A 13,192-nucleotide genomic window follows, 5' to 3' on the forward strand; every position below is an offset into this window, starting at 1 on the left:
CGAATGATGATGCCGTTTGATGATCTTTTTGACGCCGCGCTGTCAACCATTCTTCACGTGAGCATGGAAATGTGCGGCGAAAGAAAAAACCAAAAGATGGCCAACCAGGTTTGTTTTGGCTACGAAATTGGAAAAATCTCCGACAATTTCCCATTTCCGCCGCCAAAAAAGCGTCAAAACCATCCCGCTGGCCCCTATTTTAGAGATTTTTTCGAAGAATCTTCTGCTAGCTTGCAGAAAATCAGTCCATTGCGGGAGGCGATCCATGGCTGCCAGAACCAATCCGAAACGAGAAAAACAGATTGAAGGCGCGCGAAAGATCGCCAGGGAGAGGGGCGAGACCCATCTCGATCCGGAAATTCTCTTCGGCCGGGCAAGCAATGACGATCTCGAACGCTACACGCCTGAAATGCTGGCGCTTTCTGCCGTGCATTCGGCAAAAGAACTTGCCGCCTGGAACGGCAAGACCCCGCGCGTCAGTATCGACACCCTCGGCGGTGTGGCGCCTGACGGCATTGCCGTCTCGGTGCTTTCGGTGACCGACCGGAATATGCCGTTTCTCTATGAATCGGTAATGGGTGAAGTGACGAGTACTCATCGCGATCTCTTCATGGCCGTGCATCCCATCCTGGTGATGGAAAAGGGGAAGGCGCCCACGATCTATTCCGCCGACCAGCCGAGCGATCCCGCCACACGCGTCAGCCATATCCAGCTTCATATCGCCCCGCTCAATTCCAGCCAGGCGGCCGATCTCGTCAAACGCATCCAGACCGTGCTCGAACAGGTCCGTCTGTCGGTCTCGGACTGGAGGCCGATGCTTTCCAAGCTCGACGGGGTGATCGCCGAGCTTTCGGCCAATGGCGCCGGCCGCAGAAAGGCCGAACACGCCGAGGCGCTGGCATTCCTCAACTGGCTACGCGACGAGAATTTCACCTTCCTCGGCATGCGCGAATATGTTTATTCCGGCAAGGGTGCCGACGCCAAGGTCGAGCGCGACAAGGGCACGGGCCTCGGCATCCTCTCCAATCCCGATGTTCGGGTGCTGCGCACCGGCAAGGATGCCGTGACGACGACGCCTGAGATCCTTGCCTTCCTCGACGGCCCCGATTTCCTGATCGTCACCAAGGCAAATGTGAAATCGATCGTCCATCGCCGTGCCTATATGGATTATGTCGGTGTCAAGCGTTTCGACGGCGAGGGCAATGTCACCGGCGAACTACGCATCGTCGGCCTCTTCACCTCGACCGCCTACACCTCGCTCGCCTCGGAAATCCCGCTGCTGCGTTCCAAGATCGAAAAGGTGAAGGAGCATTTCGGCTTCGACCCGATGAGCCATTCCGGCCGCATGCTTGATAACACGCTGGAATCCTATCCGCGCGACGATCTTTTCCAGATCGACACAACATTGCTTGCAAGCTTTGCCGAGCAGATCAACGACCTGGCCGACCGGCCGCGCGTGCGCGTCCTGCCGCGCATCGACCACTTCGACCGCTTTGTCTCGGTGATCGTCTATGTCCCGCGTGAGGAATACGATTCCATTGTCCGCGAGCGGATCGGTACCTATCTGAAGACGGTCTATGACGGGCGTGTCTCCGCCTATTACCCGGCTTTCCCCGAAGGCGGCGTAGCGCGCGTGCATTTCATCATCGGTCGCTCCGGCGGCAAGACGCCCCGCATTCCGCAAGCCAAGCTCGAGCAGACGATCCGCGAAATCACCGCCCGCTGGGACGACCGTTTCGAAGTGCTGGCCGGGCCGAAGGCGCCGAAAATTTCAGTCGACCAGGCCTTTCAGGATTCCTTCACCCCTGAGGAAACCGTGGCGGACCTCGCCGATATCGGCGCCTGCGCCGCCGGCGAGCCGCTCCGCATCCAGTTTTATCATCGTCAGGAAGAACAGGGGCGCATCCTTTCGCTGAAGATCTTCCACGCCGGCGGCCAGCTGGCCCTGTCACGGCGGGTGCCGCTTCTCGAGAACCTCGGCTTCAATGTCGTCAGCGAACGCACCTTCGATATCGGGGTGCCGGTCACCGAAGGCCAAACCGAGCTCGTCGTGCTGCACGACATGGAGCTCGAGACCCGCAACGGCCGCGACATCGACCTGCAGCGTTATGGCGCCGCCCTCGAGGAAGCCTTCGTCGCCGCCTTCGCCGGCACGATCGACAATGACAGCTTCAACCGGCTTATCCTTTCGGCGGGGCTCTCGGCCCGCGAGACGAATGTGCTGCGCGCCTATGCCCGCTACCTCCGCCAGGCCGGCATCGCCTATTCGCAGGACTATATCGCAACGACGCTCGACAAATATCCTGATGTCGCTGCCGCCATTTTCCGGCTGTTCCATGACACGCTCGATCCCAAGCTGCCAGAGAAGGCCCGGGTGAAGAAGCTCGCCGAGCTGCACCAGGCGATCGAGGCCGAGCTTGCCGAGGTGCCGAGCCTCGACGACGACCGCATCCTGCGCCGCTACGTCAACATCGTCGATGCGACGCTGCGCACCAATTATTTCCAGAAAAACCCTGATGGTTCGGCGAAAGCGATGCTCGCCTTCAAGCTCGATCCGCACCTGGTCGACGGGCTGCCGCAGCCGAAGCCCTTCCGCGAGATGTTCGTCTACGGCGTCGAGGTCGAAGGTGTGCATCTGCGCTTCGGCAAGGTGGCACGCGGCGGTCTGCGCTGGTCGGACCGCGCCGAGGACTACCGCACCGAGGTGCTCGGTCTCGTCAAGGCGCAGCAGGTGAAGAACGCCGTCATCGTGCCGGTCGGCGCCAAGGGCGGCTTCTATCCGAAAAAGCTCCCCGTCAGCGGTAGCCGCGACGAGATCTTCAATGCCGGCCGCGAGGCTTACAAAACCTATATCCGCACGCTGCTTTCGATCACCGACAATATCTCCGGTGCCGAGATCGTGCCGCCGAAGGATACGGTGAGGCTCGACGGCGACGACCCCTATTTCGTCGTCGCCGCCGACAAGGGCACGGCAACCTTTTCCGACACCGCCAATGCGCTGGCGCAGGAAGCCGGCTTCTGGCTGGACGATGCCTTCGCCTCCGGCGGCTCGGCCGGTTACGACCATAAGAAGATGGGCATCACCGCCCGCGGCGCCTGGGAAACCGTCAAACGCCATTTCCGCGAAATGGACATCGACATCCAGACGACCCCCTTCACCGTCGCCGGCGTTGGCGACATGTCGGGCGACGTCTTCGGCAACGGCATGCTGCTCTCGCCGAAGATCCGGCTCGTCGCCGCCTTCGACCATCGCGACATCATCATCGATCCCGATCCCGACATGGAAAAGACGTTGGCAGAACGCCAGCGGCTCTTCGACCTGCCGCGCTCGAGCTGGCAGGACTTCGACAGAAACGTGCTCTCAAAAGGGGCGATGATCATTTCCCGCGCGGCGAAATCGGTAACCCTGACGCCGGAAGCGGTCGCTGCGATCGGCATCGACAAAGCCGTGGCAACGCCGTTTGAGATCATGACGGCGATCCTGAAGAGCCCGGTCGACCTGCTCTGGTTCGGCGGCATCGGCACCTATGTGAAAGCGCCGTCCGAAACCGATACCGAGGTCGGCGACCGCGCCAACGACCCGATCCGCATCACGGCGGCGGAGGTGCGCGCCAAGGTGATCGGCGAGGGCGCAAACCTCGGCGTCACCCAGAAGGGCCGTATCGCCTACGGCCTCAACGGCGGGCGCTGCAATTCCGACGCCATCGACAACTCGGCCGGCGTCAACACCTCCGACGTCGAGGTCAATATCAAGATTGCGCTGGCGGCAGCCATGCATGACGGGCGGCTGACGCGGGCAAAACGCGACCAGCTGCTTTCATCTATGACCGGCGAAGTGGCGGCCCTCGTGCTGCGCAACAACTACCTCCAGTCGCTGGCGATCTCGCTGACCGAGCGCAAGGGTACGGCGAACGGCCTGGAGCTCGGCCGCTTCATGAGCGTGCTCGAGGGGGCCGGTCAGTTGAACCGCAAGGTCGAGACCTTGCCCGACGACCATACCCTCGCCGAACGTTATACTGCCGGCAAACCGCTGACGCGGCCGGAAATCGGCGTGCTGGTCTCCTATGCCAAGATCGTGCTCTTCGATGCGCTCGCCGCAAGCGATCTGCCCGACGACCCCTATTTTGCAGCGACGCTGTCGAATTATTTCCCCGTCAGAATGCAGAAGTCGAACGCTGGCGACATCGCCAGCCATCGCCTGCGGCGTGAAATCGTCGCGACCGTGCTTGCCAACGAAGCGATCAATCGCGGCGGGCCGAGCTTCACCGTCGCCATGATGGACGCGACGGCGGCTTCGGCGCCGGAAGTGGTGCGCGCTGCCATCGTTGCTCGCGACGGTTTCGACCTCACCCGGCTCTGGGCCGAGACGGATGCACTCGACGGTACGATATCGGGCGAGGTGCAGAACCGAATCTATGAGGAAATCAGCCACAGCTTTATCGTGCTCACTCGGCTGCTTTTGAAAACCGCCATGACCAAAGCCGATATGGCCGAGGTGATTAGCCGGCTGCAGGCAGCCCTGAAGAAGCTGAGGCCTTCTTTCGCCGAGCAGGCGGCCGGCGACGCCGCGGCACGCCAGGCGGACTATGTCCATGCAGGTGTGCCCGAAAAGCTCGCGGCTGAGATCGCCAACCTCCAGAGCTTTGCGCTGGTGCCGGAGATCATGCAGATCGCCGAGCGCACCGGCGAGCCGCTGGTGCGTGCGGCCGAGAATTATTTCGCGGTGTCGAAGACCTTCCGCATCGCCCGGCTGCTGGCGGCCGGCGGCCGGATCCTCACCTCCGACCACTATGAAAATCTGGCCCTTGCCCGCAGCATCGACCAGATCGCCAGCGCCCGGCGCGACATCGTCATCTCGGCCCTTTCCGAACACGGCAAGGAAAAGCTGCCCGTCCAGGCCTGGCATGCCCAGGATCGCGTCCGCATCAATCGCATCGTCGAGGAGCTTTCGAGCCTCAGCGACAGCGGCGACCCCAATCTCGCGCGTATTACCGTTGCTGCAGGTATCCTGACCGATCTTGCGCGCGACCGGGCGAGGTGAGACAGTCCGCCAAAACAGGAGCGGATGTTGAATCGCATAGACTGGACAGGAACGCAGCCGCCGAAAGCTACGGAGAAGGGCATCTGGGGGTGGATGTTCTTCGATTGGGCGGCGCAGCCCTTCTTCACCGTGGTCACCACTTTTATCTTCGGGCCCTATTTCGTCTCGCGCCTGACCGATGATCCGGTGTCGGCCCAGACGACGTGGAGCAACATGGCGACGATCTCCTCGGTGATCATCGCCCTGCTCTCGCCGGTTCTCGGCTCTATCGCCGACCAGTCCGGCGCACGCAAACCCTGGATCGGTTTCTTCGCGATCATCAAGATCGCGAGCCTCTTCGGCCTGTGGTTCGCCGCCCCGGGTTCGCCTGTCCTCTATCCTGTGATCTTCATGATCCTCGCCTCGATTTCGGCCGAGTTTTCGATCGTTTTCAACGATTCGATGATGCCGCGCCTGGTCGCCAAGCACGAGGTCGGCAAGCTCTCCAACACCGCCTGGGGGCTTGGTTATCTCGGCGGCATGTTCGTCCTGATTGCCGTCGTCACGCTTCTGGCGGCAAGCCCGGAAAGCGGCAAGACCGTTCTCGGCCTCGACCCGCTTTTCGGCCTTGATCCCAAGACCGGCCAGGATGCGCGCATCACCGGGCCGATCTCGGCCGTCTGGTACCTGATCTTCATCCTGCCGATGTTCTTCTTCACGCCCGATGTCGGCAGAGGCATGCCCTTCGGCACTGCCATTCGCGCCGGCCTGCGGGAGTTGAGAAACACGCTCGGCGAACTCAAAGAGCGGCGCGGTATCCTGAAATTCCTGATTGCCCGCATGATCTATCAGGACGGTGTCAACGGCCTGTTGATCCTCGGCGGCGTTTTCGCCGCCGGCATGTTCGGCTGGGCGACGATCGAGATCGGCCTCTACGGCATCATCCTGAACGTCGTCGCCATTTTCGGCTGCCTGATCGCCGGCCGGATCGACAAGGGCGTCGGTTCGAAGGTGACTGTCGTCATCAGCCTCACCATGCTGCTTCTCGCCACCGTCGGCATCATCTCGACCGGGCCGGGCTACACGCTGTTTGGCCTAATGCCGCTGCCGTCGGCCGATTCCGGCGGCCTCTTCGGCACCGCGGCGGAAAAGGCCTATGTTCTCTATGGCCTCTTGATCGGGTTCGCCTTCGGGCCGGTGCAGGCCTCGTCGCGCTCCTATCTCGCCCGCAGCGTCAGCCTGGAGGAAGCCGGCCGCTACTTCGGCATCTACGCGCTTTCAGGGCGCGCCACCAGCTTCATGGCGACGCTGCTCTTCTCGCTGATGACCTATATCAGCGGATCACCGCGGCTCGGAATGGCGACGCTGATCGTGTTCCTCGCTGGCGGCCTGCTGCTCTTGATCCGCACACCCTATCCGGCCGATCGGGCCTGACACTTCTCCGACACGCGTTAGTGGCGGAAGTGGCGCATGCCGGTGAAGACCATCGCGACGCCGTGTTCGTTGGCGGCATCGATGACCTCCTGATCGCGCATTGAGCCGCCCGGCTGGATCACCGCCGTCGCGCCTGCGGCAATCATCGACAGGAGACCGTCGGCAAAGGGCAGGAAGGCTTCGGAGGCAACCGCCGAACCCTTGGTCATCGGAACCGCAAGGCCGAGCGCCTTGGCCGCCTCTTCGGCCTTCAGCGCGGCGATGCGGGCCGAATCGACCCGGCTCATCTGCCCGGCGCCGATACCGGCCGTCTGGCCGTCCTTGGCATAAACCACGGCGTTTGATTTGACATGTTTTCCGACCTTGAAGGCGAACTTCATGTCCTCGAGCTCCTGCGCCGTCGGCGCCCGCCTGGTGACGACCTTGAGATCCAGATCCTCGACCATGCCGTTGTCGCGGCTCTGGACCAGCAGGCCGCCGGAGACGGTCTTCGCCGTCAGCCCTGCAACGCGCGGATCGGGCAGACCGCCGGCCGACAGCAGCCGCAGGTTCGGTTTGCGCGCGACGATCGCCTTTGCCTCTTCGGTGACATCAGGGGCGATGATTACTTCGGTGAAGAGCTTGACGATCTCTTCGGCCGTTTCGGCATCCAATATCTGGTTGAGCGCGATGATGCCGCCGAAGGCGGAAACGGAATCGCAGGCAAGCGCCCGCTGATAGGCTTCGACCAGGCTCGAACCGGTGGCGACGCCGCAGGGATTGGCATGTTTGATGATGGCGCAGGCCGGCGCCTTTTGCGGCAGAAACTCGGCGACGAGCTCGTAGGCGGCATCGGTGTCGTTGATGTTGTTATAGGAGAGCTGTTTGCCCTGGAGGAGGACAGCCGTCGAGACACCCGGGCGCTTCTCGCCGGTCACATAGAAGGCCGCCTTCTGGTGCGGGTTTTCGCCGTAGCGCATCTCTTCCTTCAGCACGCCGCCGATGACGCGGTGGCGCGGCGTATCGATCGACAGCGCCTCGGCAAACCAGTTGGAAATCGCAGCGTCATAGGCGGCGGTGCGGGCATAGGCCTTGGCCGCCATGCGCTGGCGGAACGCGTAGGCCGTCTTGCCGGCATCGGCCGAAAGCTGCGCCTTGAACTCGGCATAATCGTTGGGATCGGTCAGAATGGTGACATAGGCGTGGTTCTTGGCCGATGCCCGGATCATCGCCGGACCGCCAATATCGATGTTCTCAACGGTCGTCGGATAGTCGCCGCCGGCCGCCCGCACCTCTTCGAATGGATAGAGGTTGATGACAGCGAGGTCGATGGCCTCGATGCCGTGCTTTTTCATCGCCTCCTGGTGCTCGCTGTCGTCACGGATCGCCAGCAGGCCGCCATGCACTGTCGGGTGCAGCGTCTTGACGCGCCCATCCATGATCTCGGGAAAACCGGTGATGTCGGAGACATCGCTGACGTCGAGACCGGCCGCGGCAATCGCCTTGTAGGTACCGCCGGTCGACAGCAGGCGCACGCCTCTTTCAGACAAGGCCTGGGCGAGCTCGACGATCCCCGTCTTGTCGAAGACGGAGAGGAGCGCGGTCTTGATTTCGACCTTGTCCGGGGCGGGGATCTTCTTGGAAATGACGGCCATGAACTTTCTCCGTTCGGCTTCGGTTCTGCTTGCGCCGCGTTAGCACAGCTTCGCCGCCGCGCAAACAGGCGCTATCCCTTGCGGGATAAAAACCAGCGGATTTCCGTCTTCTCGGCAAGATCGAAGTCGATCTCGATCTGGTCCGAGCCGCAAATGCCGGAGCTGTCGGCAAAGAAGATATCCTCGGAAATCAGCACTTCATTGCCGGGGGCGGAAAACAGCCAGCTTTCGCCGTCCGGCGCCGTCAGAAGCACCGACTCCCCGTCGCTCTGCTGCAGGACGATCGAAGGATGGATGTGAAAACGGGCGACAGCCTTCACCGGCTCGTCAATCTCATATCCTTCACGGACGACCAGCCGGTCGTGGCCAGTCACGATCGAGCCGGCGGCATTGAGTGTCAACTCGCGCTCATGCAGCACGCCGAATGCTCTCACATAACCGTCATGGCTGAGCTTGATGCCGTCGCGTCCATCCTCCGTTTCGGCCCGCTCGACGGTGACGGTCCTGACCGGTTCGGTAATCGCGTGGTTGAGGAAGGGCGAGAGCGAAAAGCGGCTGGACGACGTGTCGTTGAGGATGACGGTCGAATGCGCCGCCGTGGTGCGCGCCATCTGGACATATCGGTGCCCGGCAAATTTCGGCGAGCCGGAATTGACGATGAAGCGATGGCGGCCGGACGACATCTCGAAGGAGAGGGTGCCGGCATGCGCGGTCCGCAGTGCGCCGCCCGAAGGCGGCGTGCCGGTATCGGCGATAATGACCGTCTTGCCCCCGGAAAGCCGCTGATAGCGCGACTGCGGCAGAGCCTTGAAGGGCTGGCCGGCGGTCTCGTCATATCTGAGCACCGACATCAGCTCATTGGCGAGCGTCGAGGTCGCGCCGTTGAACAGCGCCAGGTCCCCGTCCTGATGGCGGAAGAACCGCAAGGCAGGATACATGCGGTCGATGCCGGAGATCAGCTTCTGCGGCAGATCATGGCCGAGATTGACGTAGGTTTGCCGCAACGGCAGCAGGTCGAGCAGCAGTTCCAAGCCGACGCGCGGATTGCGCGAGATATGGCCGCCATCCGGAAGAATCTGGCTATCGAATTCGCGGTCGAGCGCCTGGGCCGCCCTTTTGAGCGTGGAGGCCCGGGTCGGCATGGCGACGGAGGCCATGGCGAGCGCAATGCGCAGGCGAAACAGCTCCAGACCGCCGAGCGTATAGGGTGCCATGCGATGCAGGAACCTGACCTGAAACGCCAGCGACTTCATGAACCGGCGATAGAAACCGCGGTCGGCATTCTGCAGCACGACCGGCGAATGCGACAACCAGGCGATGACGCGCTGGGCAGTGACGTCGGTCTCCCAGGCAATTCCTTCCATGCGGCCGGCATGAACGGAAAGCCAGCTGTCGACGATGGCGCGGGCGGCGGCCGAGTTGCGTTCCGTCTTGTGCGCCCGCATGTGCCGCAGCCAGCCGAAGCTGTGAAGGCGGGTGGCGAAGGGGCGCGAGGGCAGGGTGAAGGTAAAGGGCGATTTGCCGTTCGTCTCCAGCATCCGCCCGGCCAGGAGAAACCGTCCGTTGAGAATTTCGTCGGCCACATGCGGATCGATGCCGCGCAGATCGGTCGGCGCGACGATCAGGCGCTCGGGCACTTTGATCGAATGGCGAACGAGCTTCAGGCGCAGCAGCGCGACGCGGCGCAAGGCGCGCCGCCAAGCTTCCCGAACATACATGCTCGCAAAACGCCGACCGGACTGCATATTCTATTGTCTATTGACCCTCGTGGTTAAGAATAGGTGAAAAGCGGCCGATTTCATCGCCCGCAATGAATTAATTCGTGACAAAGTTCGAATATACGCAAATTACTGCATTTCAGTTGAGATCATTCGACGGTTTACAACGCGCCGTGGCGATGATGCGAGGATTACAAATCCCCGCATGGTTGCTCCGACCTTTTGAAGTTGGTCACCCCGCTCGTCGCAGTACCGCGGCGTAAAAGCCGTCGAGGCCGGAGGCGATGCCCTCAGGCATTTTCAGCATGGTCGGAAGCGTGCGGAATTCCCCGAGCGGCGTGATCGCTGCCTCAAGGCCGGGCCAGTCGCCTGCGTTGATCGCAACGCGCTCGATTGCATCCGTATCGGAAAGAACACGGGCGACAACCTCCTCGCCCTCGGCGGGATCGAGCGAGCAATTTGAAAACACCAGCGTACCGCCGGGCGTCAGCAAGGTCAGTGCATGACGCAGTAGCCGCTCCTGCAACGCCGCCAGTCTGGCGATATCCTCAGGCCCCTTGGTCCACAGCACATCGGGGTGCCGGCGCGTCGTGCCGGTGGAAGAGCAGGGGGCGTCGAGCAGGATCGCATCGAAGCCTTCTGGCGGCCTGAATGTCGTCAGGTCTGCCGCGACCGTTTCCGCCGTCAGGCCAAGCCGGTCGAGATTCGAGCGCAGCCGTCTTAGCCGGCTTTCCGACTGATCGAGTGCGGTGACGGCGCCGCCGGCAAGGATGAGCTGCGCCGTCTTGCCGCCCGGCGCGGCACAAAGATCGGCGGCACGTTTGCCGGAGAGATCGCCGAAAAGCCTGGCCGGAATGCTTGCCGCCGCATCCTGAACCCACCAGGCGCCCTCATCGAACCCCTCGAGCGACGGAATGCCGCCGTCGAAGGCGGCGAGCCGCACGCCGCCTGTCGGCAGCGCAACGCCGTTCAACCTCTTTGCCCAGCCTGCGGCGTCGGATTTGACGGTCAGATCGATCGCCGCCGGCTCGAGCTGCGATTGCGAGATCGCCAGCGCCGCCGCCGGGCCATAGGCCTTTTCCAGCCGCGCAAGGAACCAGGACGGCATCGGCGCGACCTTGCCGATCTCTGCCAGCACCTCCTCCTTTTCGCGGCCGAGCCGGCGCAGGACGGCGTTGACCAGCTTGGCGAAACGGCGATTGCGCGGATCCTGATTGGCCTGTTCGACGGCAAGATCGACGGCCGAATGATCGGGCACGTCGAGATAGAGAATCTGTGCCGCGCCGATTGCCAGAACGTGATGCAGCGCCCGCGCACCCTCCGGCAGCGGCGATTCCAGCAGCGAGGCGATCGCCGCATCGATGCGCGGCAGATGGCGCAGCGTCGTGTTCAGAATGGCGCGGACAAGCCCCCGGTCGCTTTCGCCGAGCGCCTTATAGGCAGGATTGCCATGTTCGTGATCGAGAGCGCCGTCGAGCGGCAGCTTGCGGTCGACGACGGCGGCGAGGATTTTTGCCGCCGCGGCCCGGGTCTGCAGGCCAGGTTTGGCCGGCGCCGATCGGCCGGCCGGCCGGTCGTTGGAAGGTTTCTGTTTACGGAATGGCTTTCTCGTGCCGTCTGAATTCAAGACCACGGACCTCTTGGCGGTTGCGAACCACCGCGACCCGTATTCGGAACAGAGCGCGATTTGCGCGTCGGATTAACAGCACGAACCGGTCCCGTCGAGACGTTCATGCCGCTTTGCGCCATCTCCTGCAGCGCGGCAATGCGGTTTTCCGTGTCTGGATGCGTCGAAAACAGATTGTCCATGCGCTCGCCGGACAGCGGATTGATGATGAACATATGCGCCGTCGCCGGATTGCGCTCGGCATCCTCGTTGGGCACATGGGCGGCACCGCGGGCGATCTTATCGAGCGCCGAAGCGAGCCAGAGTGGATTGCCGCAGATTTCGGCGCCGCGGCGGTCGGCCGAATATTCGCGCGTGCGGCTGATCGCCATCTGCACCAGCATGGCGGCAAGCGGCGCCACGATCATCGCCACAAGGACGCCGACGAAACCGAGCGGATTGTTGTTGTTGTCGCGATTGCCGCCGAAGAAAAAGGCGAAATTGCCAAGCATCGAGATCGCCCCGGCAAGCGTTGCCGTGATCGTCATCGTCAGCGTGTCGCGGTTCTGAATATGGGCAAGCTCATGCGCCATTACGCCGGCGACTTCCTCAGGAGACAGTGCCTGGAGCAGGCCTGTCGAGGCGGCGACGGCGGCATTTTCGGGATTGCGACCGGTGGCGAAGGCATTCGGCTGCGGGCTGTCGTAGAGATAGACCTTCGGCATCGGCAGCCCGGCATTGCGAGCGAGATCACGGATGATCGCGAAAAATTCCGGCGCATTGCGCTCGTCGACCTGCTGGGCGCGATAGGCCGAAAGCACCATGCGATCGGAATTCCAGTAGGAGAAGAAGTTCATGCCGGCGGCAACGAGGAATGCGATCATCATGCCGGCCCGACCGCCGATCAGGAAGCCTACAAACATGAAGAGCGCCGTCATGAAGGCAAGCAACATGGCAGTGCGAATGAGGTTCATTGCGAATCTCCAACTCCGATTACGGCGCCGCAAGCTTTCAATCCCGGCGCCGGCGCATTATGATTTGGTTATTCACCAGCCATTTTCAATGTTTTCCGGCAGGAGAAGCCATGCAGGACGCCGATAACGACAATAGCCAAACGCCGACGGCCGAAGGATCGGAGCCGCCGCGCAAAATGCTGTCCCCGGCTGCCCAACGTGCGCTTGCCGAGGCTGAGCAACGGCGAAAGAATCAGAAGCCGCTGGAGCTGCCGCCGGAGATCGGCGGCCGTGGCGGAGCTGAGCCGGCCCGTTTCGGTGATTACGAGATCAATGGTCGGGCGATCGATTTTTGATTCGGCGCCGGGAGCCAGAGCGCCGCTCAAAAGCAACAGCATTTCCCGCGCGGAAAATAAGACCGCTCCAACAAAGGAGCGCTTCAGGCTGCTGACAAACCCCTGCAAAACCCGCGACGTCATCCTCGGCCTTGTGCCGAGGATCTACCCACGTCCAATTAAGTATCTGAAAATAAATGTTTTCCTGTCAAACAATTGCAGTGGTCAGATGCTCGGCACAAGGCCGAGCATGACGGTGGAGACTTTGTCAACAAACTGAGGCCGCTCCAACGAGAGGGAACGGCCTTGTTGTCTAAGCGGTCGCCTTGTTCTGCCGGTTGGCGATCAGATCGTCGACGACAGCCGGATCGGCAAGTGTCGAGGTATCGCCGAGCGCGCCGAAATCGTCCTCGGCGATCTTGCGCAGGATGCGGCGCATGATCTTGCCCGAGCGGGTCTTCGGCAGGCCGGGGGCAAACTGGATCTTGTCGG

General features: G+C 62.2%; 8 protein-coding genes. 4 read left to right on the top strand and 4 right to left on the bottom strand.

The window, feature by feature from the left end:
* Window positions 1–3 precede the first annotated feature (3 nt).
* From A7X77_RS32405 to A7X77_RS16760, 3 genes are read left to right on the top strand one after another with little or no spacing between them, the layout of a single operon-like run.
* On the top strand, window positions 4–306 hold the full coding sequence (locus tag A7X77_RS32405; RefSeq protein ID WP_082928822.1) for a hypothetical protein: 303 nt from the start codon (window positions 4–6) through the stop codon (window positions 304–306).
* Complete coding sequence (locus A7X77_RS16755; protein ID WP_064683971.1) at window positions 266–5,041, top strand: NAD-glutamate dehydrogenase; 4,776 nt, start codon at window positions 266–268, stop codon at window positions 5,039–5,041. Before A7X77_RS32405 ends, A7X77_RS16755 begins: the two co-directional genes overlap by 41 nt.
* Before the next feature lie 24 nt (window positions 5,042–5,065).
* Complete coding sequence (locus A7X77_RS16760; RefSeq protein ID WP_064683972.1) at window positions 5,066–6,454, top strand: MFS transporter; 1,389 nt, start codon at window positions 5,066–5,068, stop codon at window positions 6,452–6,454.
* Window positions 6,455–6,471: 17 nt separating this feature from the next.
* Here A7X77_RS16760 and purH read toward each other — a convergent pair whose 3' ends face one another.
* From purH to htpX, 4 genes are all read right to left on the bottom strand, one after another.
* Entirely contained in the window at window positions 6,472–8,088 is a 1,617-nt protein-coding gene (gene purH, locus A7X77_RS16765; protein WP_064683973.1) for a bifunctional phosphoribosylaminoimidazolecarboxamide formyltransferase/IMP cyclohydrolase, read from the bottom strand.
* A 71-nt stretch (window positions 8,089–8,159) separates the two neighbouring features.
* Complete coding sequence (locus A7X77_RS16770; RefSeq protein WP_064683974.1) at window positions 8,160–9,833, bottom strand: heparinase II/III family protein; 1,674 nt, start codon at window positions 9,831–9,833, stop codon at window positions 8,160–8,162.
* Between the two features lie 205 nt (window positions 9,834–10,038).
* Window positions 10,039–11,439: an RsmB/NOP family class I SAM-dependent RNA methyltransferase gene (locus tag A7X77_RS16775; RefSeq protein ID WP_064683975.1), complete on the bottom strand. Its 1,401-nt coding sequence runs from the start codon at window positions 11,437–11,439 to the stop codon at window positions 10,039–10,041.
* Window positions 11,430–12,386 (bottom strand): zinc metalloprotease HtpX, encoded by a 957-nt coding sequence (gene htpX / locus A7X77_RS16780; protein ID WP_064683976.1) that lies wholly within the window; start codon window positions 12,384–12,386, stop codon window positions 11,430–11,432. Before htpX ends, A7X77_RS16775 begins: the two co-directional genes overlap by 10 nt.
* 110 nt (window positions 12,387–12,496) lie before the next feature.
* Here htpX and A7X77_RS16785 point away from each other — a divergent pair, with 110 nt between their 5' ends.
* Complete coding sequence (locus A7X77_RS16785) at window positions 12,497–12,721, top strand: DUF1674 domain-containing protein (protein WP_064683977.1); 225 nt, start codon at window positions 12,497–12,499, stop codon at window positions 12,719–12,721.
* The last annotated feature ends 471 nt before the right edge of the window (window positions 12,722–13,192 follow it).

It is taken from the genome of Rhizobium bangladeshense (assembly GCF_001662075.1).
Classification (GTDB): domain Bacteria; phylum Pseudomonadota; class Alphaproteobacteria; order Rhizobiales; family Rhizobiaceae; genus Rhizobium; species Rhizobium bangladeshense_B.

What these genes read in the sequence shown, in the direction of transcription:
- A7X77_RS16785 (WP_064683977.1), top strand. Translation starts at nt 12,497, where the DNA reads ATGCAGGACGCCGATAACGACAATAGCCAAACGCCGACGGCCGAAGGA.
- A7X77_RS16760 (WP_064683972.1), top strand. Translation starts at nt 5,066, where the DNA reads ATGTTGAATCGCATAGACTGGACAGGAACGCAGCCGCCGAAAGCTACG.
- htpX (WP_064683976.1), bottom strand. Translation starts at nt 12,386, where the DNA reads ATGAACCTCATTCGCACTGCCATGTTGCTTGCCTTCATGACGGCGCTC.
- A7X77_RS16770 (WP_064683974.1), bottom strand. Translation starts at nt 9,833, where the DNA reads ATGCAGTCCGGTCGGCGTTTTGCGAGCATGTATGTTCGGGAAGCTTGG.
- purH (WP_064683973.1), bottom strand. Translation starts at nt 8,088, where the DNA reads ATGGCCGTCATTTCCAAGAAGATCCCCGCCCCGGACAAGGTCGAAATC.
- A7X77_RS32405 (WP_082928822.1), top strand. Translation starts at nt 4, where the DNA reads ATGATGATGCCGTTTGATGATCTTTTTGACGCCGCGCTGTCAACCATT.
- A7X77_RS16755 (WP_064683971.1), top strand. Translation starts at nt 266, where the DNA reads ATGGCTGCCAGAACCAATCCGAAACGAGAAAAACAGATTGAAGGCGCG.